Below are 25,424 nucleotides of genomic sequence, written 5' to 3'. Positions count from 1 at the left end.
ACACTACGTTTCAATATTTTATCAGATACTGTGCTATGTATTTAGCAAACTGTTCAATATCTTCAATATTATTCTGCAAGTAATAGTAGAGCCTCTCAATATCTATTTTTGCGTACATATGAACGAGTATATTTCTAAATCCTGCAGATTGTGCAAATTTTATAGCAAAATCCCCTGGCAAAATACCATGCTCTCCAAGGACCAAAAACACTTCCTTGTATGTTTCGGGTCGTTTCAGTTTTTCCCTTGATATTATCATTTCACCGATGTCGATGGTACATTCTAATGCGATCTCTAAATATCGCTCAACTGCTCCCTTAAGGGTGTGGTCTGTCTGTAGGTCTTCTAATTTAAAATGTTGATAGCCTTTTAGTATGTGAACATATTCTTCAAGTTGTTCAAGTTTAGATACAATTTCATCTTTCACGCGAAACCGACCTCGGCAATCCTTTTCAGAGTCTGTTCCGTATGCCTCTTTATGTAATATTTTTCATCCATATACATAGAAAGGATTTTTGTTTCGAACTTAACTCTCTCTATTTCATTGGATTTTAAAATAATTCCATTTTTTATAATGTTGTGTGCCAGAAGCAAGGGTGCTTCGTTTAAAACAATCAAATCTATTTTGTTTTTCTTAATTAAAGTGGCTATTTCACTTATTAATTCTAACTCCATATCGAAGCGATCTTTTTTAGATAATTTTTCATCCAGCAGAACTCCAATATCTATATCGCTCAATCTACCTGTATCGCCCCTGACTGTTGAACCAAAAAGATAAGCAAGTATTATACTATCTTTGCTGCTGAAATACTCTGTTAATTCTTTTTCATATGGTATCATGCATACTCTGTAATTTGTTTTTGCTAATATATGTTCTTCGCTTATGTACAGCATCTTCAGGCGGTAGGATGACAGGTGCAGGCGTTAGCGTTTATATTGTACTATAATTATTTAAATCTTAGTGCCATCAGTATAATGACGTTTTTCATCTGCCTCCTGCGCCTGGTTACATGTGTAACAGCCAACAGCCATGTAAAACGGAACACGAATGCGCACGGATTTACACGGATTTTCATTGATCTTCGGTCAGGGGTAAGTCAATAAAACCTTTTTTAATCTTCTCAAAATCATTGCCAAACTCATCTATGGTTTTCTTAGTACATTTTATATTATTTTCTAAAACAATATTTGCTTTACCTTTTTCATTATTGAAAAACCTCCAACCTGATTGCTCAAGGAGTTTCTTGATTTTAATACGCGCTTCTGCCTCTTTTCTCATCTTACTGCCTCTAACCATCAGATTTATTAGATTTTAACAAGGTCTATTTAATTCTTGTTGAGTATTGTATTGGATTTACTTATTTTTATTGCTCTTTACATAATATCCGTAAGCTCTCTTAATAATTCAATCATCATCTGTTAAGAGAAAAGAATCCATGTAAACCCGTGCGTATCCGTGTAAATCCGTGTTCAAGAATCTGATGAATATACTTCCTCACCGAACCCTTATGCACGGTAAACACGATATTCTCCCGCATCTCTGGCAGTTTTCCCGAAGCAGCGGGCGCCTGTATTTGAACCTTTATCTGTTCGTGAACCCATCCGCTAATTCAACATACATTAACTGTGGGTTCATAGATAACAATGAAAAAGACGATTAACAACGAACTCAAAACGAACTTAAACGAACTCATCAGCCCGAGTTCGTATCGAGTTCGTACCAGTTCGGTGTTTATATTAACTGAACCACATACGGGTCTAAGCTTTGCGTTCTTTGTGCCCTCCACGATGAAATATGAGTCTATATTTTATATCATCTGAATTGGCGGATGGTCTCCACACCATATCAATAGGATCAATATTAATCACCTCCAACAATTTGCACCGCTTCACCGGTCGAGCCACAGGCAATTGGCACTACCCACACACCATCCGATACCAGCGCCTTAATCTGGTAGTGTCGATGCCTGTATTCGATACTGGCTGTGGCAAAGACATTGTCAATCTTCCTCTCCACGCTAAGCTGTATTAATTCAGTATTTGAAATGAAATGTTGATCACTCATTTTATCCTCTCCTTTCCAGATCCATTACTGCCTCCCTCGCGACATGTTAAATAGCAGCATTCCTGATATAAAATTAAAAATTAAAAAAATCAGGTGAACGCGGATGTATCTATCTCCAGGGAAATATCCGTGTTCAATTCATTGAACATTGAATCAACCTGAGCAAGGTCACTTTCGATCCAGGCTTCATCACCCTCAGTAATACTGCTTGGAGGAACAGGTGCCTCTTTGGTAATCACTGTAGAGGGTTCAGCCATCTCTTCAGGCCCTTTACCGACACAGCCTAAAATTGATGCAGCAAGTAGAAGCAGCATCAGTATATAGATATTTCTCGTGTTCATTCTTATCATTAACCGCTCGTGCTGGGATCATCTGTACTGTCGGACTCATCTGTATTGTCGGACTCATCTGTACTGTCGGACTCATCTGTACTGTCGGACTCATCTGTATTGTCGGATTCATCTGTATTGCTGGACTCATCTGTACTGTCGGACTCATTTGTATTGTTGGACTTATCTGTAGTGCGATAGGTTCCATTACCGTTAAAAATCGCAAAGCCCGTACCTGTGGCTGTCAGATTGATGCCATTGCCTGATATCTTTATGTTGATATTATCGCCTTCAATTGTTGCCTGTCCGAATCCCTGGTATTTGACATCTCCGTTTCCAAGAACCTCTCTCGTTCCTACTCCATCGGTCGTAACATTTGCATTACCCGATACTATCAGGGTACCGTTGATTGCGGATAGTGTCACATTAAGATCTCCTTCGAGTACTGCCCTGCCGTTGCCGCTTACTTCAAGTGTTCCATTAACTATGGTTTTTTTGTCTTTTCCTTCTAATTTTTTAGTATCTTCGAAAAGACCGCGCAACTGCTTGCTGGCATCCTTCAGTTCCTTGAGGGTATTCTTCTGCAGAGAGTCAGATTCACGGACAAAGGCCTGAGCCTCCTGATTGGATGTTACTATTCCGCTTGAATCAAATCCTCTGTGGATTGCATATAAATCCAGGACTTTCTGATAGCTTTCTTTTGCTTCATCCACCTGATTATCGAATCTTGATGCATCTCTCTCAAGTTTAGTAGTATCTTCGCCCTGGTCTTTCAGTTGCTGGATTGTTTCGTTAACTCTCACTGAGACATTATCTGCATTTTCAAGGAATACGCTGACTCTGTGATTTGCCAGTATTCCAAGGTAGTAGCGGGTCTCAAGTCTTATCCTGGTCCATATGTCTCTTAGTTCGCGTATAGGCTCTTCGATCTCCTGCCTCGTATTTGCCTGCTGTATATCTGTTCTTATATTCTCAAGCTGCATTATGCGGGCATCTATATTCTCAGAAGCATTGAAGGGTATGGCTCCTGTATACTCCGGATCTTCTATTCTGGATTTTAGGGCTTCAAGATGAGCGACCATCTGGTCTATTGCTCTTTCAAGATATTCTTTGGTTCTTTCCTTCAGTTCAGCCCTTGATTTATCATTTTTTGCAGATTTGAATTTAAGTCTTGCTGCATTGTATCTTTCTTCTGCTTTATTGAATTTTTCTTTTGCGCTGTCGTATTTCTCCTTGTTTATCTGATATTGTCTCTGCGCCTTTTCGTACTGTTCCTTAGGGTTACTCGCACTTGCGATCCCTGAGAACAGGCTCAGTATAAACAACACAGCAATTAGCGATGTCAGTATATTGAGCCGATGTCTGTTTTTCATTTTAGTTCCTCCTGTATCAATCGCTTAATGTATCGTGCGATTGCTTGCCCGATACTAAAACCACTGAATAGATAAATATACTTTTATGTGGCTGAAAAATAAAGGTTTTTTAAACTTGATAATCCTTCACAAACCTTTATTAATGCCTTTTTAACTTTATAACAAACTATATATACAGTTTTTTAAGATTAATAGAGTATATGGTCAGGGTAATAGAGGGACTAATAATAATTCTAATAGCCAGCCTTACTGCTGGAGCACAGGCGGCAACTTTACACGGCACTATTTACGAATGGGCGGATTTTGAGAAACCTCTTAAGAATGCAATAATCGAGGTGAACTCCACGCCAGCGCAGTATATGGTAGCGACTACAGGGACGTACTCATTCAATCTTTCAACCGGGAGCTATTTAATCAAGGCTAAATACTACCGGAATAATATCCTTGAATATACAACCGAAGAGGAGATCCAGATAGACAGGGAGGGTGTTTTCATTCATGACCTCCTGCTTTTTCCGCCCACTGACACGGAATACGAATACCTTGGAGACATAAACCTGATCGGTGATATAGATATAAAAAGCGAGGATGATCCAGATAATTATGTAATACCTGTCCTTGTGATTTTACTTCTCTGTGCACTGGTTGTTCTTTACCGGGTTAAAAAGAAAAAAACCATATCTAAACCTGCTGCAGATGAACCAGTGGTACCCATGATGCAGCCGCCTGAAGATGTAACCAGAATTAAAGAGCTTCCTGAAGACCTTCATGGCCTGTACGATATAATACTGGGAATGGGCGGAAGAACGACTCAAAAAGAATTGAGGAAAAAGATGGCATACTCTGAGGCAAAGGTCAGTCTGATGTTAGATGACCTGGAAGAGAGGGGTCTAATAAAAAAAATAAAAAAAGGGCGCTCTAACATAATAATCACTCAAAATCAAAAGTAACTTTTTCAAGGATATAAACTCGCCTGGTGAGGCTCTTATGTACTCTCTGTATATGGATCTCGACTACTTTAAAACCCGCTTCATGTGCGAGATCCTCAATCTTGCGCTCTGAAACAAAGACAGCGCGTTTTCCATTTTTTAGAACACGGTGGATCTCTTTCAGGGAACAGGTGAGCAGGTGCTCCAGGGATTCAGCTATGATTGCAGCCGATCTGCCATAGGGCGGATCTGTGACAACGGCATCTACACTCTCATCGCACAGCGACATGCGGCATGCATCCTGGTACATAAGGGAGTAGTTGATTTTATAGAAATCAAGATTCATTTTAGCCCCGAGCAGCAGCTTTCGCTGTATATCCCCGCCTATGACCTTTATGCCAATCAACCCGGCCTCTATGAGAATCCCGCCTGTCCCGCAGAACGGGTCAAGCATGTACTCCTCCGGTTTTGATATATTCACAAGCGCGCGTGCCAGCCTGGGCATCAGGACGCCGGGATAAAAAAATGGCCTGTAATGGGGTTTTCTGGCCTCAAACGCTCCCCGATCAACCGAGCCTGCAATATACCCAAAAATGCTCTTATCCTCGGTTAGCAGGACTCTTAGCTGTATCTGAGGATTCCTCAAATCGGCATGTGCCCCTCTTCTATAGAAGATCTCACCTATGCGCCGCTCCATCAGTTCCGTGTTTACATGAGAATATTCCTTTATGCGCCTGACCCTGATACTGTACGTTCCCTCAGGCTCTATGTCGGCTTTACTCACAGTATCCAGTATATCCTCTTCACCTGCTCCGCCGATTCCTAGAACCACGATGATATTACGGGTCATCGAAAGTCTTTTTGATAGAACCTGGGCGATACGCTTGATATCATTCTTTAAATCCACTACCAGACATCCATCCAGCCTGAGGTAAACCTTAAAATCCGCATTTATTGACTCAAGACACGCCAGAGCCTCGGCTGCAGGGATAGTGTCGTGCTCGCCTGAAAGTTCAAATGCCAGTAGCATAACCTGTACTTATACTGCCATTCTCCCTTTTAATTCCATGATCATTTTTGCCATAACACCATGCCATAGAAATTGCTCATCAAGATATCCTTTTATTGTCCTCTTTGCATATGCATCCTCATCCCAGGTTATACCCCTGTATTCCACGTTCTTCAGGATGAGCCCGTAGGCCGCAGACGGCCTGAGACCCTCGCTAAACTGTGCTGGATTAAGCATCCGCTCAAGCCATGATAAGTCCCGCTCCCCGCAGCCCACCATTCTCATCGCAGTTGCGATCTTCCGTACCATATGCCAGAGAAAATAGTTTGCCCTGATATCCATAATAATGAATTCCCTTTCCATTTTAATCTCTATTTTCTCTATCCTGCATATACTGGTTCGTTCCTTATCCGGCGTGGTAAAATTAGAGAAGTCATGTATTCCTTCTAATAGCTTTGAGGCACTCATAAGCGATGATATGTCATATTCTCCATACATAATATACCTGTACTCCCGCATCAGGGCATCGCGGCGCGGGTCAAAATCAGAAGGTACATGTGCCCTGGCCCATGTCCATATTGATCGTGGTAGCCTGCTATTAATAGCCCCGGGTCTTGTAATTTCGGGATTTTCAGTATCAAACGCTATCACCTGACCGAGCGCATGAACGCCTCTATCAGTTCGACCTGCGGCTGCGTAGTTCGCATCATGCGGATTAGTGATAATGTTTAATTCGACAAGTGCCCTGAAGAGCTCACCCTCTATAGTTTCAACATCAGGCTGTATCTGGAAGCCGTGATAATCAGTGCCTATGTATGCAACTCTTAGAGCAATCCGCATGAGTTTAAATTGATAGGCGCATATATAAAATTTGAGTCGAGACCATCCAATAATTCCTACTTTTTTTTAAAAACGAAGTTGCGACTTCCTGTTTCTCCACATTCTGCGTCCCCTATTTTTTATAATCCTGTCCCCGATAAGGGCGCAGGCCAGTGGCAGCGGTGAGAATGCATATACAATAGAACCCAGCAGGTACAGCATTTTGTACGAATTGCTTATCCTGGATACCCTGGTAGATATCTGGCATTCTGTATTATTAAAATGCAGGATAATCTTTGAGGATTCAAACGCCACACGGATACTGTAATTAATCAGGTCCTTAAGAGTTGTTAATCTTCCACCATAGTATGTTCGTCTGTTCTTTATGGCAGTTCGCAGATCCTCCTGAGAGGAACCACTGAATAAAGAATAGCCGTTCCCGATCATGAAACTTGAATGTGCATCGCTTCCACCCAGTTTCGCATATCCATTACAATTTTCAAGCGCCATGGCATTTGAATATCCATCCCTGTGCAGTGCATTGAATACCTCTATTCCATCAAAACTTAACGTGTGTATTCTTTGATCTACGCATGGACATGATACACTGAATGGATGCGGTGCGATGGCTATCCCATCTTGCTCGTGTATATGCTCAATGGTCTCCTCTGCGCTCATATCCGGCTTCACAGGTTCTTGAAGGAACAAACCTATTATTTCACCTTCCTTTGATAGAATCTCCTCCCCGATTACCACGAGCTGATTATTGTATTTCTTGGCCTTAATTGCACCTTCAATTGTGTTATGATCTGTTATACAGAGAATATCAAGTCCCAGCTTTTCAGCGACCCTGACTGATTTCTCAGGACTGGTAACACAATCTGGTAATGATACATACGAATATTTAGAGAAACCTGAATACATAGTATGTGTGTGGATATCAGCGATTCCAAGCTCTTTCACTTTTCCCCCATCTTTTACTTTTCCCTATAGTAACAATCTTCCTGTTCACTTATCTAGGTTTCCTTTGATATGCCCAAAGCATTTATATACATCTACATCACTTATGAAGTAAAGTACGAAGCGTTAATATAACGCAAGTTGAAGTCGATCACAGTCGGATTTGATGAACTGCCGGGCCAATGCGGTTATCGTATGCCCACAAGAGCATGTAAGTCAAAATCTATTTGCGAAGACATATCTGCAAACCTGCTGGTTTGGTGAACTCATCTTAGATATAGTATTGGGTTCATTGGGGTTTGCAACTTGTATAAAAAACCTCTCGTATTAGTATTCATTATTGATCAAGGAGAAAGAAAATGTCACATCCTCACAGACCAAGGCGCGGGTCTATAGCATACAGCCCGCGTGTAAGAGCAAGAAGTGAAATCCCGCGTGTAAGAGCATGGCCTATGAAGAAAGAGCCGAAGCTATTAGGATTTGCTGGTTATAAAGCAGGTATGACACACATCATTATGATAGATGATGTCCCTAACAGCTTAACGGCAGGGATGGAAGTTTCAATACCAGTGACCATTCTGGAGGCTCCTCCAATGAGGGCTGCAGGTATACGGATTTATGACAGTACTGCTTATGGCGCTCATACAATCGCTGAAGCATGGACAACCGAACTTGATAAAGAACTCAACCGCACAATAACGGTTCCAAAGAAAAATGACCTTTCTGCCGCATTAGCCAGGATTGATCAGCTTATCAATGACGGAGTTGCGAAGGATTTGAGGATTATAATGTATACATTGCCAGATAAAGTGACAGGCATTCCCAAGAAAAAACCTGAGATTATGGAGAATAACATCGGCGGCACTGATTTAAAGGCGCGCTTTGAGTATGCCAAGACGCTTCTTGGTAAGACCATCAATATAAGCGATGTATTCAACAACGGGGATACGATAGATGTTCTTGCTATAACAACAGGTAAAGGGACCCAGGGACCGGTAAAGCGCTGGGGCATACAGTTACAGAAATCCAAACACTCAAGGGCAGGCAGTGTACGACAGATCGGAACACTGGGGCCGTGGCATCCATCTCATGTAAGCTGGAGAGTCCCGCAGCTCGGACAGACAGGATACCATCAGAGAACGGAATTCAATAAAAGGATAATGCAAATCGGCAAGGATGGTAAAACTGTGACGCCAGAGGGCGGATTTTTAAATTACGGTATCGTAAGAAATGATTATGTGGTTATCAAGGGAAGTGTACCCGGCCCTGTTAAAAGACTGGTGCGCATACGACCTGCTATCAGATCAAAGAGACAGCTACCTGCTCCGGAGATAACGTATTTAAGTACAGAATCAAAACAAGGGTGATTCTAATGGAAGTAAACATAATCGATTTATCTGGAAACACTACAAAAAAGATCGCATCAAGGCTCTTTGATGAGCCCCTACGTCCTGATCTTATCAAGAAAGCCGTACTTGCAGCCCAGGCAAACCGCCAGCAGCCATACGGCCCTCATACATACGCAGGCATGAGGACCTCAGCCGAAGGCTGGGGACCCGGACGCGGCGTATCAAGGGTTGCCAGACTTAGGAACAGCAGACGCGCAGCCAGAATTCCCCAGGCAGTCAAAGGAAGACAGGCACATCCTCCTAAACCTGAGACCGACAGGACAGAGAAGATAAATGATAGAGAGCGCAAAAAAGCCATCAGATCTGCAATAGCTGCGACTGGTAATGAGCAGCTTGTAAAAGAGAGAGGGCACAGGTTCCAGGCCCAATTACCATTAGTTGCAGTTGATGATCTTGCAGCCATTACAAAGACAAAGGATGTTAAATCATTCATGGAAGCAGTCCTGGTATGGGATGATATCCTCCGGGCGAAAGATAAGACAATAAGGGCAGGAAAAGGCAAGCGTCGCGGTAGAAAATATAAGCGTGCTAAGAGTATTCTAATTGTTACTTCGGAGGATAAGGGAATAGCCAAGGCGGCACGTAATCTTGCAGGAGTGGATATCGTAACCTCTGATCAGCTTAATGCCGAATTACTGGCACCCGGGACATATACTGGACGCCTGACCATTTATACAGAATCAGCTATTGCAAAACTCGAGGAGGCGATACAATGATATTACATCCATATGTTACAGAAAAAGCAACACTACAGGCTGAGAAAAATAATGTTCTCCAGTTCATAGTCGGTATTAATGATACTAAAGATACAGTGAAAAAAGAGATTGAGGCACTCTATAATGTGAAGGTGTTGTATGTTAATACAATGCTGACATCCAAAGGAAAGAAAAAAGCCATGGTAGTATTCAAAGAATCAAATACAGCGACAGAATTGGCCTCAAGGCTAGGAATATTTTGAGGTGAGAAAATGGGACATAGAATTATTGCTCAAAGCAGGGGAAAAGGTTCTCCGACATACAAGGCGCCTTCTCATAAATTTAAAGCAAACCTTGAGCATCCAAAGGTACAGGAAGGACTTATCACAGGAAAAATACTTGAGATCATCCATGATACTGCACGATCTGCTCCTATTGCCCGTGTGTCGTTCAGTAATGAAGAGGAGAGGCTTGTGCTTGTACCTGAAGGCGTGGAAGTCGATCAGATCATACAATGTGGTGTCTCTGCTCCTGTAGAGCCAGGCAATATACTGACCCTGGCAGAGATACCGGAAGGTGTACCTATATGCAATATAGAATCTCAGCCCGGCGATGGCGGGAAATTTGCGAGGGCATCGGGAATGTACGGGATCCTTATAGCGCACGACGTGAGTAAGACCGTGGTCCAGCTTCCAAGCGGAGAGATGAAATGGCTCAATCCCAGATGCAGAGCTACTATCGGTGTAGTCGCAGGAGGCGGACGTACAGAGAAGCCTTTTATTAAAGCTGGTAAAAAATTCCACAGGATGAGAGTGAGAGCAACAAAATGGCCCAGATCCAGGGGTGTGGCTATGAATGTTGTTGACCATCCCTTTGGAGGTGGCGGACAGCAGCATCCAGGCAGGCCCAAGACCGTGTCACGAGGTACACCACCAGGCCGGAAAGTCGGTTCAATAGCTTCAAGAAGGACAGGAAGGAAGTGAGCAGTATATGGCAAAGAAAACATTATCAAAATTACCCAAAAGAAAGGGCGAATTCACATATCATGGGAAGTCGTTAGAGGAGCTCAAAAGGTTAAGTCTTGAGGAGTTTGCACTGCTTGTACCTGCAAGGCAGCGCCGTACTATACAGCGGGGGTTCTCTGAACAACATAAAAAATTATTACATAAAGTTAGATCCAGCGATCCGAATATCAGGACACATCTGCGGGATATGATAGTCCTGCCTGAGATGCTGGGTATGAAGATCGCTATCCATAGTGGTAAGGAGTTTACCCCGATAGAGATGATACCTGAGATGTTAGGTCATTATTTCGGAGAGTTCGTCATGACACGTAAGAGAGTTTCCCATGGCGCGGCAGGTGTAGGAGCCACAAGATCAAGCAAATTCATTCCACTGAAGTGATACACATGAAATTAAACTACTCGATTAAACCAGATCCTGAGAAAACCTCAAAGGCGATCGGTAAAGAGCTTCATATATCAAGAAAACATGCGCATGAGATATCATCAGCAATAAGAGGTATGACAGTAGATACTGCAAGAGGATTTCTTGGGGGTGTGGCTGTGCTGAAACAGGCTGTACCTTATAAAAGATACAGAAGAAACGTTCCACATAAAAGAGGTATGTGTGCTGGAAGATACCCGCAGAAGGCAGCAAGAGAATTTCTCAGGGTATTACAGAATGCTGAGAATAATGCCAGATATAAAGGCCTTGATTCTGAGAACATGAGAATCTCGCATATTACTACAAATAAAGGCCATACCTTCAGGGGAGCATTCCCAAGAGCACAGGGCAGAGCAACACCAAAGAATCATGAAACGGTTAGTATTGAGATGATACTGGAGGGACAGTAATGGGAGTTGAGAAAAAATTCGTCAAGAGCGGGCTTGACAGAGCACAGATTGCAGAATACTTCTCCAAGCAGTTAGAGAGAGCAGGCTACGGCGGCATGAGCATTAACCGGACACCGATGGGTACTCAGATTACAATATTTGCCGAAAAACCGGGTATGATTATCGGAAAAGGTGGTAAGACGATACACAGACTTACCCACGACCTTGAATCAATTTTCCGTATTGATAATCCTCAGATCGATGTTCAGGAGGTAAAAGTTCCTGAACTGAATGCACAGATGATGGCCTCACGGCTTGCTGCGGCAATAGAACGCGGGCTTTACTTCAGGAAAGCAGGCCACAACATGCTCCGCAGAATAATGGAGGCTGGTGCGCTCGGATGTGAGATAGATATCTCTGGCAAACTAACAGGTCCAAGGAAAAGGACTGAAAAATTCGTTGCAGGGAATATACTCCATGCAGGTAACCCGGCAATGGAACTGGTAGATAAAGGGTTTGCTGTTGCAATTAAAAAATTAGGTGTAATCGGATGCCGTGTGCGAATAGTACCGCCCACTATTAAACTTCCAGGCAGGTTTAAGACTGAAAAGGTCCCTGAGGGCATAAAAGAGGCAAAAGAGGTAAAACAGGCAGGTATTGAGGAACTTGTTAAAGCTGAAGCTACTGTGCAAACAAAGCCTGAAGCTCCAGTGGCACCAGCGGAAGCGAAACCCGAAGCAATAGCATCAGAACAGGCAACGCCTGAATCCTCAGAGGTGCAGGAACCTCAGGTCCAGAATACTGATGTTGAAGAGAGGATGCATGACAATATCTTGGAACATAAACACCCGGAATATAACTACTGGCATCCTGCATCACGCATACATAAGAAGGAGGAGAGCTGATGGCTATACTGCGTAACGATGAGATCAGGAATATGAACTCTACCGAACGGCAGGAGGAGCTGGATAAACTCAAACTGGAGCTAATCCGCGAGCGTGCGGTTGCATCAGCAGGCGGTGCCCCTGAGAATCCGGGCAGAATCAGAGAGATCAGAAGAACAATCGCCAGGATAAAAACAATCCAAGAGGAGTTAAAATAATAATGAAGCTGACACCACAGAATATCATACACCATGAACTCATAGGTCTTGATACCAAGGTAGTGGACAGCACAAATAGATCCCTCATCGGATTAGGGGGACGAATAATAGATGAAACTAAAAATATACTGGTCATAGAAACTGATGCAGAGGAGAAGGAGATTCCAAAATCCTCCTCATCTTTCATATTTACGATTCCATCCTCTAACGGTAAACGTTACTTGCCGTTAAAAATTAAGGTTGATGGAAGATTATTGCTCTCGCAGCCCGAAAACAGAATTCAGACAAAATTCAAGAAGAAATTCAGGAGATAAAAGAGGTATTCATAATGGCACGTGATATTGGGCTGGATGTTCAGCCACCAAAAAAAGAATGTACGGATCCAAACTGTCCATTCCATGGAGTGCTACCTGTAAGAGGACAGGTTATCAGCGGAGTCGTTGTCAGCGACAAAATGGATAAAACAGTGGTAGTGCAGAGATCATTTGAGAAAAAGATCGCAAAATATGAGCGATATGAGAAGAGAAAGACCAAGGTACATGCCCATAATCCGCCGTGCATAAATGCTGGAGAGGGCGATACTGTGACCGTAGCCGAATGCAGGCCGCTCAGCAAGACAAAATCGTATGTTGTAGTAGAGGTGGCTTTATGAAAAACTTTATGAACATAAAGCGAGGTGTCGCTTTATGAGGGGAATGAAAGCTAAGATCCCGCGCTCGATAAATGCAGCGGCTCGAATGGAATGCGCAGATAATACGGGTGCGCGTGTGGTCGAGGTGATCTCAGTATTAAAATATCGCGGTGTCAAGAACAGACAGCCCAGAGCCGGTGTTGGAGATACCCTTATCGTAAGCGTTAAGAAAGGAACGCCTGAAATGAGAAAACAGATGTTCAAAGCTGTTATAGTACGCCAGAAGAAGGAATTCAGGCGGCCTGATGGATTGCGGGTCTCATTTGAGGATAATGCCTGCGTGATCGTTGATGACGAAGGTGTACCGAAAGGTACGGAGATAAAAGGACCGGTTGCCAGGGAAGCTGCTGAGCGGTATACAAAAATAGCATCTGCAGCCTCAATTATAGTGTAGGTGAGTTATGATATCATCACAGCCAAGAAAACAGAGAAAATCCAGATATCAGGCGCCGCTTCATACAAGGCATAAATTCATGGGCTCTATGCTAAGCAGCGAGCTTAGAGAAAAACACGGAGTAAAGAGTTTGCCGGTACGGACAGGCGATACTGTCAGGGTATTGCGTGGAGACTATAAAGGTACAGAGGGAAAGGTTGCTGCAGTTGATCTTAAGGAAATGACGGTTACTGTTGACGGTGTTACAGTAACTAAAGCAGATGGCACTGAGGTACCAAGACCGATCCATCCCTCAAAAGTAACTATAACTAAATTAGAACTCAAAGACGAGAGGCGCTTAGGTGATTAAATGGGAAAACATCAAAAAAGAATAGCATCTCCAACATTCTGGCCGATAACAAGAAAGACACACACATGGGTAGTTGGCACAAATGCTGGTGCTCATTCAAAGGAAACAGGAGTTCCATTGCTTATAGTTATCAGGGATATGCTTAAAATCGCTAATAACGCAAGGGAAGCTAAAAGAATAATCAACGAAGGTGGAATTCTCGTTGATGGCGTGGCCAGAAAGGATTATAAATATACAACCGGTCTTTTCGATATAATATCACTTCCTGCGCTTAATGAGCATTACCGTGTTCTGTTAGATGCGAATAACAGGTTTAAACTGTATAAAGAAGGCCCTGATGCAGTCAAGTTATGCAGGATCAACAATAAAACAATCATAAAAAAAGGGACAGTACAGCTTAATCTGCATGATGGAAGCAATATACTTGCATCCAACGATTATAAGACCTTTGATACAGTCATCTTATCTTTACCAGACCGGAAGATCATAAAGCATATACCATATAAATCCGGCAACCTTGCCATGATTGTTGGAGGCGAGCATTCAGGAGAAGTCGGGAAGATAAAACAAATCCGCAAGGTCAGAGGCTCAGGAACAAATACGGTGGTGTTATCCAACGAAAAGGAATTCGAGACCATTGAAGGTTATGTATTCATTATAGGTGAGTCAGCGCCTGAGATCAAGGTGATTTAGATGGATCCAATGAGAATACCCTCAATCGATAAGATCACCGTACATATTGGCACAGGAGAAAGCGGTGAGAGATTGATGAATGCAGAGAAACTGCTTGGGACGATTGTTAAACAAAGAACAGTCAGGGCTCAGGCAAAGAGGACTATACCTGCATTCTCAATAAAGAAGAGAGAGCCGATCGGGTGCAAGGTGACACTAAGGGGCGCTCGAGCCAGTGAGTTCATTAAGACTGCTTTGAAGATAGTAGATAATAGACTGAATGCATCCCAGTTCGATGATAATGGTAATTTCTCATTTGGTATTGAGGAGCACACCGATTTTCCCGGGATGAAATATGACCCATCAATAGGAATATTTGGTATGGATATTAACGTGGCGCTTAAAAGACCTGGCTACAGGATAAGCAGGAGAAAGATCGAGAGGCATAAAATACCGCAAAGTCACAGGTTGACAAAGGAAGATGCAATTTCTTTTGTAAAAGAGAAGTACGGCGTGGAGGTAATTTAATGGAGAAAAGTAAGAAAAAATTCGGAAGAGGTGAGAATACCTGTAAACGCTGCGGCAGAAAACAGGGGCTTGTTCGAAAGTACGGCATATACCTCTGCAGGCAGTGCTTCCGGGAAATGGCATATAATATGGGCTTTGAGAAATATACTTAGGTGATTTTAATGTTATTAGATCCACTAGCAGATGCATTATCAACAATAAAAAATGCAGAGACTACAGGCAAACCCGAATGTACGATTAGCCCTGCTTCAAAGCTTACAGGAAGTGTACTAAAAGTTATGAAGGATAAGGGATATATAGGGGAATTTGAATTCATCGATGATGGAAAATCTGGCCTGTTCAAAGTACAGCTTAAAGGAAAAATTAATAGATGCGGAGTAATAAGACCACGACATGCTGTTAAATATATTGAATTTGAGAAATGGGAAAAGCGGTTCTTACCTGCAAGGGGTTTTGGATCGATTATTTTAACCACACCAGATGGTGTTATGACCCACTCTGAAGCCAGAGAGCATGGTATCGGTGGGCAATTACTCGCGTACGTTTATTAGGTGAAGATCATGGAGACTAATAGAACAATAGAGATTCCGCAGGGCGTGAACGTCACTATCGATCATATAAAAGTATCGATATCAGGTCCACTTGGATCACTCCAGAGAGAACTCTGGTATCCGGGGATTATGATCCGGAAAGCTGACTCTGAAGTCATTGTGGAAGCTGATGAACAAAGAAGAGAGAAGCTTGCAATGCTGGGTACGTTTGAGTCTCACCTGAAGAATATGATCACAGGAGTAACCAAAGGATTCGAGTATAAGATGAAGATGGTTTATTCACATTTTCCAATTCAACTAAAGACACAGGGAGATAAGCTATTAATAAGTAATTTCCTTGGTGAGAAGAAACCAAGAAAAGCCAATATCCTGGGTAACACCAAGATCACAATAAATGGAGACCAGGTGATTATTAACGGTATTAACAAAGATGATGTGGGACAGACAGCAGCTAATATTCAGCAGGCTACAAAGATAAAAAGGTTTGATCCAAGAGTATTCCAGGATGGGATATATCTGATCGAATGGTCAGGGCGGTGAGAAGCATGAACGAGGAAGATGAGAAGCAGATAGAAAATAAAGAGGCTCCATTGATTACTATAACTCTGGATGATGAGACAAAGAGACTTCTTGATATCAGAAAGAAACAAAAAAGCAAAAAACCAGCCTTCAGACAGACTGATTCCCACAAGAAAAAGAAACTTGCCGATTACTGGAGAAGACCAGATGGTATTCATAATAAGATGAGGTATTCAGTGAGAGGAAAACCTGCACTCGTAGAAGCAGGATATGGAAGTCCGGCGCTTGTAAGGGGACTTCACCCATCAGGGTTTAAAGAAGTGATCGTGAATAATCCCGATGATCTTGAATCCATGGATGCGGGCAAACAGGCAGCCAGAATCGCTCATACCGTGGGATCAAGGAAGCGCATGCTAATTCAGAAGCGAGCCGATGAGTTAGGATTGAGGATTTTAAATCCTGTAAGGGAGGGATAATCATATGACAGATCTATCTAACCAGAAACGATTGGCTGCAGAGGTGATGGATATAGGAGTACACAGGGTATGGCTGGATCCTGAGGCTTCAAAGGATATAGCTGCAGCCCTGACACGCGAGGATATCCACAGATTAATAGAAGAAGATAAGATCGGCAAAAGGCCTATTATAGGAATAAGTCGTGTAAGAGCGCGCAGGCTTAATGAGGCACGTGCATACGGGCACAGGAAAGGACACGGCTCGCGAAATGGTGCAAAGGGCGCACGCAGGCCCAGGAAAGAACAGTGGATGAAGAGGATCAGGGCATTGCGCAAACAGCTTCGAGAACTAAGAGAGAATAATACTATTGATGTATCTACATACAGGAGATTATACGCCAAGGCAAAAGGTGGAGAATTTAGAAGCAGGGCACACCTGAAGTCTCATGTAGAGCAGCTCAAAGGCAAGGAGGTCTGATTATGGCTACAGGTCCAAGATACAGGGTACAATTAAGGCGTGCAAGAGAAGGAAAAACGGATTACAGGGCAAGAAAACAACTGCTCATATCAAAAAAACCCCGGCTTGTTGTTAGAAAAAGTCTAAATCATACAACTATCCAGTTGATACTGCCTGCAAAGGAAGGTGATGTGACCCTGGCTTCAGCAACTACCGTGGAGCTTAAAAAATATGATTATACAGGGGGGACTGGAAATATTCCATCAGCCTACCTGGCCGGATTATTACTTGGATACCGCGCAAAGAAAACAGGACAAACAGAAGCAATACTTGATCTGGGGTTATATCATACAACTGGTGGCGGTATATTATATGCAGCTCTAAAAGGTGCAGTAGATGCAGGGCTGGATATACCTCATAATCCAGAGGTATTCCCATCAGAAGACAGGATTATGGGTGAGCACATAGATAGATATAGAAAAACTAACATAAAAGAGCAATTTGAGGCAGCTAAGCAAAAGATTCAAGGCGAATTTAGGTGACTGACATGAGAGACAGAGGATTCGAAGAGGAAAGAGTAGAATGGGCCCCCCAGACAAGGTTGGGTAAGCTTGTCAAGGAGGGACAGGTAACAACGATAAGCGAGGCCATTGAATCAGGATTGCCGATAAGGGAGCCTCAAATAGTGGATGCATTAATTCCAGATATAAGAGATGAGGTACTGGATATAAACATGGTTCAAAGAATGACAGACTCGGGGAGAAGGGTAAAATTCAGAGCTGCTGTAATAGTAGGTAATGGAGATGGGTTTATCGGTTTAGGAGAAGGCAAGGATGTTCAGGTGGGCATAGCAATCAGAAAAGCAATAGATAATGCCAAAATGAATATCGTGGGTATTAAGAGGGGCTGCGGTTCATGGGAATGCGGCTGCGGTCTTGGACATACGGTTCCATTTGAAGTAACAGGCAGTGCAGGAAGTGTAGAGGTAGAGCTTAAACCAGCTCCGCGGGGACTTGGATTAGCCTCAGGTGGAACGGCTAAAAAAGTGCTTGAGATCGCAGGTATAAAAGATGTATGGGCAAGAGCAAATGGTGAGACGAGAACAACAATTAATTTTGCGAAGGCAACATTTAACGCACTCATTAAGACCACTACTATGAAGGTGAAATAGATGTACGCAGTAGTAAGACTTCGGGGTGGAGTAAAAACAAGACAGGATATAAAGGATACCCTCACCATGATGCATCTTGATAGAATAAACCACTGTGTAATTATTCCTGAGACACCAAATTATCAGGGTATGGTTCAGAAGGCAAAGGATTATGTTGCATGGGGTACTATTAGCCCGGAGGCCCTTGCGCAGATGCTGGAAAACAGAGGCGAACTTGAGGGTAGAAAGCCATTGACAGAAGAATACCTGAGTGAGAACACAAAATTCAAATCATTTGATGAACTGGCAAAAGCAATTTGTGAATCGAATGCATCAATAACTGATGTTCCTAGACTAAAGCCTATCTTCAGGCTGCATCCTGCAAGAAAAGGTCTCAGGGGTACCAAAAGAACATTTCTGGAAGGGGGAGACCTGGGATTCCACGGAACTGAAATAAACTCCCTGCTGAAAAAGATGAGGTAACTTAAATGAAGCAAAAGACAAAGAAATTCAGAGGATCAAGAACATGCGGCGGCGGTACGCACAAGAACCGAAGAGGCGGAGGTAGCCGCGGCGGACGTGGAAATGCAGGGATTGGTAAGCATCACACTATTAGAGCAATGCAGCGAGGTTTAAGTTTTGGAAAACACGGATTCAAGAGACCTTCAATCGTAGTTGAAGATAAGGTCATAGTCAATGTAGGTGAGATCGATGAGGCCATCGAACAGCTTGTAGCAGATGGATTTGCACAGAAGAGGGATGATGCATTTCATATCGATCTTACAAATATAGGCATTGAAAAAGTGCTTGGCAGCGGAAAGGTAACAAAAGCTCTCTTTGTTACAGCCGGCGAGTTCTCATCCACTGCTAAACAGAAGATCGAAGAAGCTGAGGGAGAAGCAATAGGATCGGCTGGGAAAATGGGGGCGTCTAAACCCGAGTAAAGAATATGGCTTTTGAAAGTCTTGCACCTTTATTGAATCGTCTGCCTGCAGTATCACGACCTGAGGGTCATGTACATTTTAAGAAAAAATTAGGGTGGACAGTAGGCATTCTCATCCTGTATTTTGTTCTGGCAAACATACCTCTATTCGGACTTGATGCAAATTCGGTTGATCTTTTTGAGCTTTACCGTGCATTCTTTGCAGGCGCTTCAGGTTCACTCATGGTTCTTGGAATAGGACCTATAGTAACGGCCTCAATAGTACTGCAGTTACTTGTGGGAGCTAATGTCATTAAAATGGACATGACCGATCCGCATCAACAGGCTATTTTCCAGGGATTGCAGAAACTTCTTGTCTTTGTGATGATAGTTCTGGAGGCACTGCCGCAGATCCTTGGCGGGTTTATTATGCCTGATGCAGGGCTTGCTGCCATGCTTGGTGTAAGTGTCAGTGTTATAACCTTACTACTGTTCATCCAGATATGCCTTGGAGGTATACTAATCCTGTATATGGATGAGGTTGTCTCCAAATGGGGCATAGGCTCTGGCGTAGGATTGTTCATTATTGCGGGTGTATCACAGCAGATAGTCACAGGCGTGTTTAACTGGAGAGATGTTGATGGCGATTCATTACCTGAAGGGCTTATCCCGAAATGGATACACATTCTAAATCCATCATCCGGTGTTCTGGATTCAATAGGGTTCGATAGTTCAGGCTTGCTTTTCATACTGGTCAAAGGCGGTATTCTGGCGCTTCTGAGTACGATAATCATCTACCTCATGGTAGTATATGTGGAAAGTACACGAATCGAGATACCGCTTGCTCATGCTGCGGTAAGAGGAGCACGCGGCCGTTTCCCTGTGAAACTGATATATGCCAGTGTCTTGCCCATGATCCTCGTGCGGGCACTCCAGGCAAATATTCAGATGATTGGACTTATCCTCTCAAGCAGAGACATTACGATATTTGGGGATTATGTAAATGCACAACCTGTAAACGGTCTTATGTATTATCTCTCCCCGATTAACAGCCCTAATGACTGGATACCTTCCCTTGTATCAGCCCAGTTCACAGGTCTTGAGGTTGCGCCGCCAGCGATCTGGCAGATCGCGCTTCATGTTGTGACCGATGCTGCTATGTTAATCATTGGCGGTATTGTATTTGCCCTTTTCTGGGTTGAAACAACAGGCATGGGTGCAAAGAGCGTAGCTGAGAAGATACAGAGATCAGGAATGCAGATACCGGGCTATAGAAGAAGTAGCGGCACGCTTGAGCGTGTGATGCAGCGGTATATCCCCAGAGTGACGATAATCGGAGGAGCATTCATTGGATTGCTAACGCTAATAGCCAGTCTTCTCGGAACGGTAGGAGGCGCAGGCGGAACAGGCTTACTGCTGACAGTAAGTATCATGTATCGACTGTATGAGGACATCGCCAGCCAGCAGATGATGGAGATGCACCCAATGATGAGAAGCTTCTTTGGAAGAGATTAGAGCAATCTTATCTCTTCTTTTTTTCTGAACTGGAAAGGGCTGGACTAATTTTCTGAACTGGAAAGGGCTGGACTAAAGATCATGGATAGGGCTATCACTTGACCTGGATTCCGATAAGCTCATAGAGCAACCTCATCGCTTCCTTCTCCCGCGTCCCACCGCATTTCTGGACAACAGTATTATAATACCTGATGTAATCGAGGTATTTCTGTTCTTTTAAAACCACATATCTTGTAGCGTGAACCGCAGCCTCTATAACTGCATTGAAGCCCCGATACACTGGCTTTATAGTTGTGCGGTTTATCTTTCCTCTTATGGGTGATAGCTCAACAACCGTTACATTCGTGCCTTTTTTATAGCTGCAATCAAACACGATCCACCCCAGGGCATCCTTCAGAACTGAAAAACCTTCCATGAGCTCAAATCTTTCAGGCTCAAGATCTGAGAGGGAAGACTGCACGAATAAAAACGGATCGTCAACGATATTCGCCGCCGCCGTGGGTCTGTTCAGTATGTTATCCAGTGTCTTTGAGTTATAGATCCTGGCAAAAAGCCTGTTCCCTCTTCTATGCAGGCCCATCGGTGCAGCATTGGGCACACCATCCTGCGAGAGGGTTGTAAGAATGATCTCAGATATCCCCTCATGTATCCCGAATTCCTCGATATCGATCAAAATCTCATCCCCTCAAAAAGTGATACAAATAATCCTGCAATGATTATATCTGCAGTTGAACCGGGGTTGATGCCTTCTTTTAATAATTCCTCATCAAAAGAATGTATCTCATCCCTTATATCCTCGATATCGCCTTTTTTCAGGATATCTTTTGCTCTCATGGAAATCTCCTCTGCTTTTTTGCTGTTAAATTTTGTCTGGATAAAGGTATCTTTATTGCTTGATAGAAGTTCCATAAACGTAAGAACCACAGTATCATTAATACCATATCGTTTGATCTTATCCTGGATCGATGCAGCGCACTTAAAGGTCTTCTGGAAGCCGTTTATCCACTCCTCTGCGATCATATCATAGCTGCTGGATATCTCCATCAGATCAAAAAGGGTCAGTCCTCGTTTCTGTATATTATCAATGGATGCAGTATCGCCAAGGTCAAGATCATCTACAGGTTTAACTTTCACCTTTGTCTCTGAGAACGCCCTATATAATTCTATGGCATCCTCAACTGTGGTCTCTCTTACAACCTTCTGAGCCTGCACTTTTAGATCTTCTTTATCCTTGCATTTTCCTGCCGCCATTACAAGCGGGATGAGCAGTATGAATGCCCCGAAGTGGGTGTTGCCGCCGTTCTGCCAGCGGCTGCTTTCGATAACTGCTTCACGTATGAGCAAGCCAACGCCAGATTTCGAACCTGCGGTCTTCTCAAGCACGGGATACACACCCACCGCGCTTACCAGAAAATGCTCAAAACGGGTATCTGTGTAGTTGTGGTCTCTATCGATATTTCCGGGCTTTGGCGTGGCTGAGACTTCAAGCAGCATTGCGAGCTGCGCGCACCGGGCGATGTGGGCTAGGGAGATTTGATACATGGCTGATATTGCGATGTACATAAAGCCTCCGAACAATATAAACTGACCGTCCGCCGCTGCAAGCGTTAGATATATTAAATAGAAGGCCTGCAAAACATGCTGAGTTTAGCAGTTCTCACGCTCACGTTACGTCTCTGCTGCTGCCAGCCTTTTCTCAAGGTCTGCGATCTTAAGCTAAAGGGCGGTTATCTTTTCGATCACAGGAATCCGCTTCTCAAGGGAATCAAGGATTGATTTTTCAGATAGACTCTTAGTGGATAATCTCGACGATAAGGCAATCTTTTTATATTATTACGACTAAGTGATAATTAGAGTGTCGGGTTAGATTAAGAGTTCCAGAACTGAATAATTTAGCCCGGTATACAATGAAAAACTTGGGGGAATAAGCTATGAGAATCCAGGAAATAATACAGGAATTCATACCCTGCGAGGTATGCGGAAACAGTGATATAGATAACTTCTATTTCCATGTCTTCGCCCACTGGGGATCTGAACCTTATGTAAAGTGTTGTGAATGCGAAGAGGAATACTATTCAAAGAGCGCAAAAGAGGCCCTGCTCAGGATCGAGAGGGAGAGGAAGGAAAAAAGATTATCAGGTCAGATGCTTTCACTTACAAGGTAATATCACAGGGGCACAGGCAACCAGTAACCAGATAGCTAACTGATTTTGAGATTTTCATTTTATTTTTTTATTTTTCAGACCCAGCCTTTGGCATATCAAAATACTTTTAACCACTACCAATAATTAAGATAGCATGAAGCTATTCGGCGTTCTTGGCGACCCTGTATCCCACAGCCTTTCACCTGTTATGCACAATGCAGCCTTCAGAGCACTTGGTATGGACTGCGAATACCATGCGTTCAGGGTGAATAAGGATAATCTGTACAATGCGATATACGGAGCGTATGCCCTTGGATTCGGAGGACTGAACCTCACGATACCGCTAAAGGAGAAAGCACTTGGAATAGTTGATCCAGCAGACCCTGCAAAACAGATAGGCGCTGTGAATACCATAGATTTCAAAAAAGGGATCACTGGCTATAATACGGATGGTGTCGGGGCCAGGATGGCACTTACAGGAAGCGGGATTGAGATCAAAGGAAAGGAGGTGTTGCTCCTGGGTGCAGGCGGCGCAGCCAGGGCGATTGCATTCCAGCTTGCAAAGGATGGTGCCAGCGTAATTATCGCCAACAGAACAGTTGAGCGGGCAGAATCACTTGCAGGTGAAGTGAGCAGGGTTGGCAGATCCACCGCCTGCGGTCTTGATGACCTGAAAAACCAGATCCAGAATTGCGATATTCTCATAAACTCAACTGCTGCTGGCATGTCTCCAAAAATATCCGAAACAATAGTAACCTCGGATATGATGCATAAGAACCTTGTTGTTTTCGATATCGTGTATAATCCCATCAATACCATGTTGCTTCAGGAGGCAAAAAAAGCCGGTGCAAGAACTATCGATGGCGTGATGATGCTTGTATATCAGGGTGCAGAAGCCTTTAAAATCTGGACTGGCTGTACACCGCCAGTTGATGTGATGGAAAAAGCTGTTCGGGAGAGACTGAGTTGAAAATACTGATAATCGGCGGGACAGGTGAGACAGGCCGCTGGTTTGCTAAATTTTATAAAAAACATGGATTTGATGTCATAATCTGGGGAATAAATCAGAAAAAAGAGATTGCGCAAGAGCTTGGCGTTAAATTTGCAGATGACCTTGATAGAGAGATAACGACAAGCGACATCGTCATGATCTCGGTTCCTATCAATATCACAGAAAAGACCATAGAGGAAATAGCCCCAAAAATGCCTCAAGAGAGCTTACTCATGGATATAACATCAATTAAAACAGGACCGATTGAGGCAATGAAGAAATATGCGCCTGCTGATGTTGAGATCCTGGGGACGCATCCCATGTTCGGGCCTTCAATACCTGATATAAGGGGCCAGATCGTGATCTTCACTCCGATTGAGGGAAGGTCTTCCAGGTGGTTCCCTTTGATCAGGGGTATGTACGAGGATAATGGCGCGCATATAGAGGTAATGGGTGCCGTGCAGCATGATAAAATGATGGCTGTTGTCCAGGGTCTTACCCATTTTGCCTATATCTCGATTGGTTCTGTTTTCAGTGAGCTTGAGTTCGATGTAGCGCAATCCAGGAGATTCATGAGCCCGATGTATGACATTATGCTGGATCTTGTTGGAAGGATACTTGCCCAGAACCCATATCTATATGCGATGATACAGATGAACCCCGAAGTAGCAGGGGTGCATAAGGCCTATATTAACCGGTGCAATCTCATGGCAGAGATTGTCAGAGATAGGGATATTGAAGGTTTTGTGGACCTCATGAAGAAAGCCTCATCTCATTTCGGTGATACAGAATCTGCACTCCGGCGATCTGAAAAATTAATAGGCACCAAGATAGCAGAGCATGAGGAACTCGTTCGCTCCATAGGATACGAGCGTGCGCTCAAGCATATATATTCAGGTGTGGTTCACTTCGGGATCATTAAAAAAGTAACTCCCAGGACTGTTATTTTAGAGCGAGTGGGAAAGACTGCAGAGCTTCTAATAGAGAATGTAAGGCTTTTGGATGAGAAAGAACTGCTGGCATGGAAAGCCACTGCCCTGAGAAGCGTGATACGGGACATTTCAGTCTTCATTCCGCATGGCTCTGATCCGCAGATTATAAGAGACGTGGTCAGCAGGTCAGATGGAGTGATATCTGCTGATATAATCGATGTTTATAACAAACAAAACGCTATAAGCATTACATACCGTATAACGATATATGGGGATTGTGATGCAGCAGGCATACAGCAGAACGTTGAGACGCTTCTGCGGGGGATTGGATGTACTATAAGGTAAGGTTTATTATTTATGAACGCCCGCAAACAGGGCAGTGATACGATGGTAGAAAAAACAACCAAAAGACCGGATCTCAGGAAATTAAAAATAGGAGACATCCTGCACGTAGGGACAGAGGATAAGGGTGAGATTTTTAAAATAACCAAACTTGGCGAGAATACGTATATATTAGACCAGGGAGGAGAACTCAGGGAATACGGCAGGGCTGTGATGGCTAAGAATATCTATACTTTTGCAGAGAAGTATAAAGCCATTTACTGGATAACGCATGATGAGAAGTGACC

At 43.4% G+C, this 25,424-nt stretch carries 41 protein-coding genes; 30 read left to right on the top strand and 11 right to left on the bottom strand.

Translation table 11 applies throughout. From position 1 onward, the window contains the following. Positions 1 to 10: 10 nt before the first annotated feature. The 6 genes from hepT to ANME2D_RS01790 all read right to left on the bottom strand — a co-directional run bounded on the left by hepT (position 11) and on the right by ANME2D_RS01790 (position 3,767). Positions 11 to 427 (bottom strand): type VII toxin-antitoxin system HepT family RNase toxin, encoded by a 417-nt coding sequence (gene hepT, locus ANME2D_RS01815; protein ID WP_048088659.1) that lies wholly within the window; start codon positions 425 to 427, stop codon positions 11 to 13. Next, a complete protein-coding gene (gene mntA / locus ANME2D_RS01810) occupies positions 424 to 840 on the bottom strand; it encodes a type VII toxin-antitoxin system MntA family adenylyltransferase antitoxin (RefSeq protein WP_048089239.1) in 417 nt (138 codons plus the stop codon). Before mntA ends, hepT begins: the two co-directional genes overlap by 4 nt. Before the next feature lie 232 nt (positions 841 to 1,072). Then, on the bottom strand, positions 1,073 to 1,279 hold the full coding sequence (locus ANME2D_RS01805; RefSeq protein WP_048088657.1) for a hypothetical protein: 207 nt from the start codon (positions 1,277 to 1,279) through the stop codon (positions 1,073 to 1,075). Between the two features lie 582 nt (positions 1,280 to 1,861). Beyond that, the gene (locus ANME2D_RS01800) at positions 1,862 to 2,065 is read right to left on the bottom strand and encodes a hypothetical protein (protein WP_048088654.1); all 204 of its coding nucleotides are present in this window, start codon (positions 2,063 to 2,065) and stop codon (positions 1,862 to 1,864) included. An 89-nt stretch (positions 2,066 to 2,154) separates the two neighbouring features. Beyond that, on the bottom strand, positions 2,155 to 2,406 hold the full coding sequence (locus ANME2D_RS01795) for a hypothetical protein (protein WP_198527329.1): 252 nt from the start codon (positions 2,404 to 2,406) through the stop codon (positions 2,155 to 2,157). 8 nt (positions 2,407 to 2,414) lie between these two features. Further along, entirely contained in the window at positions 2,415 to 3,767 is a 1,353-nt protein-coding gene (locus ANME2D_RS01790; RefSeq protein ID WP_048088650.1) for an outer membrane protein assembly factor BamD, read from the bottom strand. 200 nt (positions 3,768 to 3,967) lie between these two features. On the opposite strand from ANME2D_RS01790, the gene ANME2D_RS01785 reads away from it, so the two are divergent. Further along, the gene (locus tag ANME2D_RS01785; RefSeq protein ID WP_048088648.1) at positions 3,968 to 4,717 is read left to right on the top strand and encodes a helix-turn-helix transcriptional regulator; all 750 of its coding nucleotides are present in this window, start codon (positions 3,968 to 3,970) and stop codon (positions 4,715 to 4,717) included. On the opposite strand, the gene ANME2D_RS01780 is transcribed toward ANME2D_RS01785, so the two are convergent. The 3 genes from ANME2D_RS01780 to ANME2D_RS01770 form a co-directional block, all read right to left on the bottom strand. Then, positions 4,698 to 5,726 carry a TRM11 family SAM-dependent methyltransferase gene (locus tag ANME2D_RS01780; protein WP_048088646.1) on the bottom strand — a complete coding sequence of 343 codons (1,029 nt, stop codon included), beginning with the start codon at positions 5,724 to 5,726 and terminating at the stop codon, positions 4,698 to 4,700. The two genes, ANME2D_RS01785 and ANME2D_RS01780, sit on opposite strands and share 20 nt — an antisense overlap. 9 nt (positions 5,727 to 5,735) lie before the next feature. Then, a complete protein-coding gene (truA, locus tag ANME2D_RS01775) occupies positions 5,736 to 6,545 on the bottom strand; it encodes a tRNA pseudouridine(38-40) synthase TruA (protein ID WP_048088644.1) in 810 nt (269 codons plus the stop codon). 66 nt (positions 6,546 to 6,611) lie between these two features. Then, positions 6,612 to 7,487, bottom strand: coding sequence for a PHP-associated domain-containing protein (locus ANME2D_RS01770; RefSeq protein ID WP_081810081.1), 876 nt, complete (start codon positions 7,485 to 7,487; stop codon positions 6,612 to 6,614). Positions 7,488 to 7,843: 356 nt separating this feature from the next. Here ANME2D_RS01770 and ANME2D_RS01765 point away from each other — a divergent pair, with 356 nt between their 5' ends. The 24 genes from ANME2D_RS01765 to secY are packed head-to-tail and all read left to right on the top strand — an operon-like array spanning position 7,844 to position 20,728. Continuing rightward, entirely contained in the window at positions 7,844 to 8,851 is a 1,008-nt protein-coding gene (locus tag ANME2D_RS01765; protein ID WP_048088642.1) for a 50S ribosomal protein L3, read from the top strand. A 5-nt stretch (positions 8,852 to 8,856) separates the two neighbouring features. Beyond that, positions 8,857 to 9,609, top strand: a complete 753-nt coding sequence (rpl4p, locus tag ANME2D_RS01760) for a 50S ribosomal protein L4 (RefSeq protein ID WP_048088640.1) — start codon at positions 8,857 to 8,859, stop codon at positions 9,607 to 9,609. Continuing rightward, positions 9,606 to 9,851: a 50S ribosomal protein L23 gene (locus tag ANME2D_RS01755; RefSeq protein WP_048088638.1), complete on the top strand. Its 246-nt coding sequence runs from the start codon at positions 9,606 to 9,608 to the stop codon at positions 9,849 to 9,851. The genes rpl4p and ANME2D_RS01755 overlap by 4 nt, the downstream gene beginning before the upstream one ends. Before the next feature lie 9 nt (positions 9,852 to 9,860). Beyond that, a complete protein-coding gene (locus tag ANME2D_RS01750) occupies positions 9,861 to 10,571 on the top strand; it encodes a 50S ribosomal protein L2 (protein ID WP_048088636.1) in 711 nt (236 codons plus the stop codon). 7 nt (positions 10,572 to 10,578) lie between these two features. Then, positions 10,579 to 10,992: a 30S ribosomal protein S19 gene (locus ANME2D_RS01745; RefSeq protein WP_048088634.1), complete on the top strand. Its 414-nt coding sequence runs from the start codon at positions 10,579 to 10,581 to the stop codon at positions 10,990 to 10,992. A 5-nt stretch (positions 10,993 to 10,997) separates the two neighbouring features. Continuing rightward, positions 10,998 to 11,444, top strand: a complete 447-nt coding sequence (locus ANME2D_RS01740; protein ID WP_048088633.1) for a 50S ribosomal protein L22 — start codon at positions 10,998 to 11,000, stop codon at positions 11,442 to 11,444. Then, positions 11,444 to 12,328 carry a 30S ribosomal protein S3 gene (locus tag ANME2D_RS01735; RefSeq protein ID WP_048088629.1) on the top strand — a complete coding sequence of 295 codons (885 nt, stop codon included), beginning with the start codon at positions 11,444 to 11,446 and terminating at the stop codon, positions 12,326 to 12,328. Before ANME2D_RS01740 ends, ANME2D_RS01735 begins: the two co-directional genes overlap by 1 nt. Continuing rightward, positions 12,328 to 12,525, top strand: coding sequence for a 50S ribosomal protein L29 (gene rpmC / locus ANME2D_RS01730; protein ID WP_048088626.1), 198 nt, complete (start codon positions 12,328 to 12,330; stop codon positions 12,523 to 12,525). The genes ANME2D_RS01735 and rpmC overlap by 1 nt, the downstream gene beginning before the upstream one ends. Before the next feature lie 2 nt (positions 12,526 to 12,527). Continuing rightward, positions 12,528 to 12,839 carry a ribonuclease P protein component 1 gene (gene rnp1, locus ANME2D_RS01725; RefSeq protein WP_048088624.1) on the top strand — a complete coding sequence of 104 codons (312 nt, stop codon included), beginning with the start codon at positions 12,528 to 12,530 and terminating at the stop codon, positions 12,837 to 12,839. A 14-nt stretch (positions 12,840 to 12,853) separates the two neighbouring features. Next, positions 12,854 to 13,177 (top strand): 30S ribosomal protein S17, encoded by a 324-nt coding sequence (locus ANME2D_RS01720; RefSeq protein WP_048088618.1) that lies wholly within the window; start codon positions 12,854 to 12,856, stop codon positions 13,175 to 13,177. A gap of 34 nt (positions 13,178 to 13,211) precedes the next feature. Further along, positions 13,212 to 13,610 carry a 50S ribosomal protein L14 gene (locus ANME2D_RS01715; RefSeq protein WP_048088617.1) on the top strand — a complete coding sequence of 133 codons (399 nt, stop codon included), beginning with the start codon at positions 13,212 to 13,214 and terminating at the stop codon, positions 13,608 to 13,610. 7 nt (positions 13,611 to 13,617) lie between these two features. Continuing rightward, positions 13,618 to 13,959, top strand: a complete 342-nt coding sequence (gene rplX, locus ANME2D_RS01710) for a 50S ribosomal protein L24 (RefSeq protein ID WP_048088615.1) — start codon at positions 13,618 to 13,620, stop codon at positions 13,957 to 13,959. Beyond that, the gene (locus tag ANME2D_RS01705) at positions 13,960 to 14,652 is read left to right on the top strand and encodes a 30S ribosomal protein S4e (RefSeq protein WP_048088613.1); all 693 of its coding nucleotides are present in this window, start codon (positions 13,960 to 13,962) and stop codon (positions 14,650 to 14,652) included. It abuts the gene before it with no gap. 9 nt (positions 14,653 to 14,661) lie between these two features. After that, positions 14,662 to 15,159, top strand: coding sequence for a 50S ribosomal protein L5 (locus tag ANME2D_RS01700; RefSeq protein ID WP_081810114.1), 498 nt, complete (start codon positions 14,662 to 14,664; stop codon positions 15,157 to 15,159). Continuing rightward, the gene (locus tag ANME2D_RS01695) at positions 15,159 to 15,311 is read left to right on the top strand and encodes a 30S ribosomal protein S14 (RefSeq protein ID WP_048088610.1); all 153 of its coding nucleotides are present in this window, start codon (positions 15,159 to 15,161) and stop codon (positions 15,309 to 15,311) included. Before ANME2D_RS01700 ends, ANME2D_RS01695 begins: the two co-directional genes overlap by 1 nt. Positions 15,312 to 15,320: 9 nt before the next feature. Next, positions 15,321 to 15,710, top strand: coding sequence for a 30S ribosomal protein S8 (locus tag ANME2D_RS01690; protein WP_048088608.1), 390 nt, complete (start codon positions 15,321 to 15,323; stop codon positions 15,708 to 15,710). Between the two features lie 9 nt (positions 15,711 to 15,719). Continuing rightward, positions 15,720 to 16,250: a 50S ribosomal protein L6 gene (locus ANME2D_RS01685; RefSeq protein WP_048088607.1), complete on the top strand. Its 531-nt coding sequence runs from the start codon at positions 15,720 to 15,722 to the stop codon at positions 16,248 to 16,250. Between the two features lie 5 nt (positions 16,251 to 16,255). Next, positions 16,256 to 16,705, top strand: coding sequence for a 50S ribosomal protein L32e (locus tag ANME2D_RS01680; protein WP_081810080.1), 450 nt, complete (start codon positions 16,256 to 16,258; stop codon positions 16,703 to 16,705). Between the two features lie 4 nt (positions 16,706 to 16,709). After that, the gene (locus ANME2D_RS01675; RefSeq protein WP_048088606.1) at positions 16,710 to 17,162 is read left to right on the top strand and encodes a 50S ribosomal protein L19e; all 453 of its coding nucleotides are present in this window, start codon (positions 16,710 to 16,712) and stop codon (positions 17,160 to 17,162) included. Positions 17,163 to 17,164: 2 nt separating this feature from the next. After that, positions 17,165 to 17,683 (top strand): 50S ribosomal protein L18, encoded by a 519-nt coding sequence (locus tag ANME2D_RS01670; protein WP_048088605.1) that lies wholly within the window; start codon positions 17,165 to 17,167, stop codon positions 17,681 to 17,683. 5 nt (positions 17,684 to 17,688) lie between these two features. Beyond that, positions 17,689 to 18,312 (top strand): 30S ribosomal protein S5, encoded by a 624-nt coding sequence (locus ANME2D_RS01665; protein WP_048088603.1) that lies wholly within the window; start codon positions 17,689 to 17,691, stop codon positions 18,310 to 18,312. Continuing rightward, positions 18,313 to 18,774, top strand: coding sequence for a 50S ribosomal protein L30 (locus tag ANME2D_RS01660; RefSeq protein WP_048088601.1), 462 nt, complete (start codon positions 18,313 to 18,315; stop codon positions 18,772 to 18,774). It begins immediately after the preceding gene. 5 nt (positions 18,775 to 18,779) lie between these two features. Further along, entirely contained in the window at positions 18,780 to 19,235 is a 456-nt protein-coding gene (locus ANME2D_RS01655) for an uL15m family ribosomal protein (protein ID WP_048088600.1), read from the top strand. A 5-nt stretch (positions 19,236 to 19,240) separates the two neighbouring features. After that, positions 19,241 to 20,728 (top strand): preprotein translocase subunit SecY, encoded by a 1,488-nt coding sequence (gene secY / locus ANME2D_RS01650; RefSeq protein WP_048088594.1) that lies wholly within the window; start codon positions 19,241 to 19,243, stop codon positions 20,726 to 20,728. A gap of 94 nt (positions 20,729 to 20,822) precedes the next feature. Here secY and ANME2D_RS01645 read toward each other — a convergent pair whose 3' ends face one another. Further along, positions 20,823 to 21,401 carry a DUF447 domain-containing protein gene (locus ANME2D_RS01645; protein WP_052368509.1) on the bottom strand — a complete coding sequence of 193 codons (579 nt, stop codon included), beginning with the start codon at positions 21,399 to 21,401 and terminating at the stop codon, positions 20,823 to 20,825. Further along, positions 21,398 to 22,291, bottom strand: a complete 894-nt coding sequence (locus tag ANME2D_RS01640) for a triphosphoribosyl-dephospho-CoA synthase (protein WP_048088590.1) — start codon at positions 22,289 to 22,291, stop codon at positions 21,398 to 21,400. The genes ANME2D_RS01645 and ANME2D_RS01640 overlap by 4 nt, the downstream gene beginning before the upstream one ends. A gap of 75 nt (positions 22,292 to 22,366) precedes the next feature. Here ANME2D_RS01640 and ANME2D_RS17770 point away from each other — a divergent pair, with 75 nt between their 5' ends. The 5 genes from ANME2D_RS17770 (at position 22,367) to ANME2D_RS01620 (ending at position 25,422) form a co-directional block, all read left to right on the top strand. After that, the gene (locus ANME2D_RS17770) at positions 22,367 to 22,504 is read left to right on the top strand and encodes a hypothetical protein (protein ID WP_157833897.1); all 138 of its coding nucleotides are present in this window, start codon (positions 22,367 to 22,369) and stop codon (positions 22,502 to 22,504) included. Positions 22,505 to 22,659: 155 nt separating this feature from the next. After that, the gene (locus ANME2D_RS01635) at positions 22,660 to 22,893 is read left to right on the top strand and encodes a hypothetical protein (protein ID WP_048088588.1); all 234 of its coding nucleotides are present in this window, start codon (positions 22,660 to 22,662) and stop codon (positions 22,891 to 22,893) included. Positions 22,894 to 23,026: 133 nt separating this feature from the next. After that, positions 23,027 to 23,842 carry a shikimate dehydrogenase gene (gene aroE, locus ANME2D_RS01630; RefSeq protein ID WP_048088584.1) on the top strand — a complete coding sequence of 272 codons (816 nt, stop codon included), beginning with the start codon at positions 23,027 to 23,029 and terminating at the stop codon, positions 23,840 to 23,842. After that, complete coding sequence (locus tag ANME2D_RS01625) at positions 23,839 to 25,140, top strand: prephenate dehydrogenase (protein ID WP_048088583.1); 1,302 nt, start codon at positions 23,839 to 23,841, stop codon at positions 25,138 to 25,140. Before aroE ends, ANME2D_RS01625 begins: the two co-directional genes overlap by 4 nt. 12 nt (positions 25,141 to 25,152) lie before the next feature. After that, on the top strand, positions 25,153 to 25,422 hold the full coding sequence (locus tag ANME2D_RS01620) for a hypothetical protein (protein ID WP_048088582.1): 270 nt from the start codon (positions 25,153 to 25,155) through the stop codon (positions 25,420 to 25,422). The last annotated feature ends 2 nt before the right edge of the window (positions 25,423 to 25,424 follow it).

This window comes from Candidatus Methanoperedens nitratireducens (genome assembly GCF_000685155.1).
In the GTDB taxonomy this organism is placed as follows: domain Archaea; phylum Halobacteriota; class Methanosarcinia; order Methanosarcinales; family Methanoperedenaceae; genus Methanoperedens; species Methanoperedens nitratireducens.
This window is presented reverse-complemented; position numbering and strand designations above follow the sequence as displayed.

Excerpts from the sequence above, each read along its gene's own strand:
- ANME2D_RS01720 (WP_048088618.1), top strand. The coding sequence starts at position 12,854 with ATGGCACGTGATATTGGGCTGGATGTTCAGCCACCAAAAAAAGAATGT.
- ANME2D_RS01635 (WP_048088588.1), top strand. The coding sequence starts at position 22,660 with ATGAGAATCCAGGAAATAATACAGGAATTCATACCCTGCGAGGTATGC.
- ANME2D_RS01765 (WP_048088642.1), top strand. The coding sequence starts at position 7,844 with ATGTCACATCCTCACAGACCAAGGCGCGGGTCTATAGCATACAGCCCG.
- ANME2D_RS01695 (WP_048088610.1), top strand. The coding sequence starts at position 15,159 with ATGGAGAAAAGTAAGAAAAAATTCGGAAGAGGTGAGAATACCTGTAAA.
- secY (WP_048088594.1), top strand. The coding sequence starts at position 19,241 with ATGGCTTTTGAAAGTCTTGCACCTTTATTGAATCGTCTGCCTGCAGTA.
- ANME2D_RS01680 (WP_081810080.1), top strand. The coding sequence starts at position 16,256 with ATGAACGAGGAAGATGAGAAGCAGATAGAAAATAAAGAGGCTCCATTG.
- ANME2D_RS01690 (WP_048088608.1), top strand. The coding sequence starts at position 15,321 with ATGTTATTAGATCCACTAGCAGATGCATTATCAACAATAAAAAATGCA.
- ANME2D_RS01660 (WP_048088601.1), top strand. The coding sequence starts at position 18,313 with ATGTACGCAGTAGTAAGACTTCGGGGTGGAGTAAAAACAAGACAGGAT.
- ANME2D_RS01785 (WP_048088648.1), top strand. The coding sequence starts at position 3,968 with ATGGTCAGGGTAATAGAGGGACTAATAATAATTCTAATAGCCAGCCTT.
- ANME2D_RS01745 (WP_048088634.1), top strand. The coding sequence starts at position 10,579 with ATGGCAAAGAAAACATTATCAAAATTACCCAAAAGAAAGGGCGAATTC.
- ANME2D_RS01735 (WP_048088629.1), top strand. The coding sequence starts at position 11,444 with ATGGGAGTTGAGAAAAAATTCGTCAAGAGCGGGCTTGACAGAGCACAG.
- ANME2D_RS01705 (WP_048088613.1), top strand. The coding sequence starts at position 13,960 with ATGGGAAAACATCAAAAAAGAATAGCATCTCCAACATTCTGGCCGATA.
- truA (WP_048088644.1), bottom strand. The coding sequence starts at position 6,545 with ATGCGGATTGCTCTAAGAGTTGCATACATAGGCACTGATTATCACGGC.
- ANME2D_RS01620 (WP_048088582.1), top strand. The coding sequence starts at position 25,153 with ATGAACGCCCGCAAACAGGGCAGTGATACGATGGTAGAAAAAACAACC.
- ANME2D_RS01755 (WP_048088638.1), top strand. The coding sequence starts at position 9,606 with ATGATATTACATCCATATGTTACAGAAAAAGCAACACTACAGGCTGAG.
- aroE (WP_048088584.1), top strand. The coding sequence starts at position 23,027 with ATGAAGCTATTCGGCGTTCTTGGCGACCCTGTATCCCACAGCCTTTCA.
- mntA (WP_048089239.1), bottom strand. The coding sequence starts at position 840 with ATGATACCATATGAAAAAGAATTAACAGAGTATTTCAGCAGCAAAGAT.
- ANME2D_RS01675 (WP_048088606.1), top strand. The coding sequence starts at position 16,710 with ATGACAGATCTATCTAACCAGAAACGATTGGCTGCAGAGGTGATGGAT.
- rnp1 (WP_048088624.1), top strand. The coding sequence starts at position 12,528 with ATGAAGCTGACACCACAGAATATCATACACCATGAACTCATAGGTCTT.
- ANME2D_RS01640 (WP_048088590.1), bottom strand. The coding sequence starts at position 22,291 with ATGTACATCGCAATATCAGCCATGTATCAAATCTCCCTAGCCCACATC.
- ANME2D_RS01685 (WP_048088607.1), top strand. The coding sequence starts at position 15,720 with ATGGAGACTAATAGAACAATAGAGATTCCGCAGGGCGTGAACGTCACT.
- rpmC (WP_048088626.1), top strand. The coding sequence starts at position 12,328 with ATGGCTATACTGCGTAACGATGAGATCAGGAATATGAACTCTACCGAA.
- ANME2D_RS01800 (WP_048088654.1), bottom strand. The coding sequence starts at position 2,065 with ATGAGTGATCAACATTTCATTTCAAATACTGAATTAATACAGCTTAGC.
- ANME2D_RS01670 (WP_048088605.1), top strand. The coding sequence starts at position 17,165 with ATGGCTACAGGTCCAAGATACAGGGTACAATTAAGGCGTGCAAGAGAA.
- ANME2D_RS17770 (WP_157833897.1), top strand. The coding sequence starts at position 22,367 with ATGCTGAGTTTAGCAGTTCTCACGCTCACGTTACGTCTCTGCTGCTGC.
- rpl4p (WP_048088640.1), top strand. The coding sequence starts at position 8,857 with ATGGAAGTAAACATAATCGATTTATCTGGAAACACTACAAAAAAGATC.
- ANME2D_RS01795 (WP_198527329.1), bottom strand. The coding sequence starts at position 2,406 with ATGAACACGAGAAATATCTATATACTGATGCTGCTTCTACTTGCTGCA.
- rplX (WP_048088615.1), top strand. The coding sequence starts at position 13,618 with ATGATATCATCACAGCCAAGAAAACAGAGAAAATCCAGATATCAGGCG.
- ANME2D_RS01780 (WP_048088646.1), bottom strand. The coding sequence starts at position 5,726 with ATGCTACTGGCATTTGAACTTTCAGGCGAGCACGACACTATCCCTGCA.
- ANME2D_RS01750 (WP_048088636.1), top strand. The coding sequence starts at position 9,861 with ATGGGACATAGAATTATTGCTCAAAGCAGGGGAAAAGGTTCTCCGACA.
- ANME2D_RS01805 (WP_048088657.1), bottom strand. The coding sequence starts at position 1,279 with ATGAGAAAAGAGGCAGAAGCGCGTATTAAAATCAAGAAACTCCTTGAG.
- ANME2D_RS01700 (WP_081810114.1), top strand. The coding sequence starts at position 14,662 with ATGAGAATACCCTCAATCGATAAGATCACCGTACATATTGGCACAGGA.
- ANME2D_RS01790 (WP_048088650.1), bottom strand. The coding sequence starts at position 3,767 with ATGAAAAACAGACATCGGCTCAATATACTGACATCGCTAATTGCTGTG.
- ANME2D_RS01715 (WP_048088617.1), top strand. The coding sequence starts at position 13,212 with ATGAGGGGAATGAAAGCTAAGATCCCGCGCTCGATAAATGCAGCGGCT.
- ANME2D_RS01665 (WP_048088603.1), top strand. The coding sequence starts at position 17,689 with ATGAGAGACAGAGGATTCGAAGAGGAAAGAGTAGAATGGGCCCCCCAG.
- ANME2D_RS01655 (WP_048088600.1), top strand. The coding sequence starts at position 18,780 with ATGAAGCAAAAGACAAAGAAATTCAGAGGATCAAGAACATGCGGCGGC.
- ANME2D_RS01740 (WP_048088633.1), top strand. The coding sequence starts at position 10,998 with ATGAAATTAAACTACTCGATTAAACCAGATCCTGAGAAAACCTCAAAG.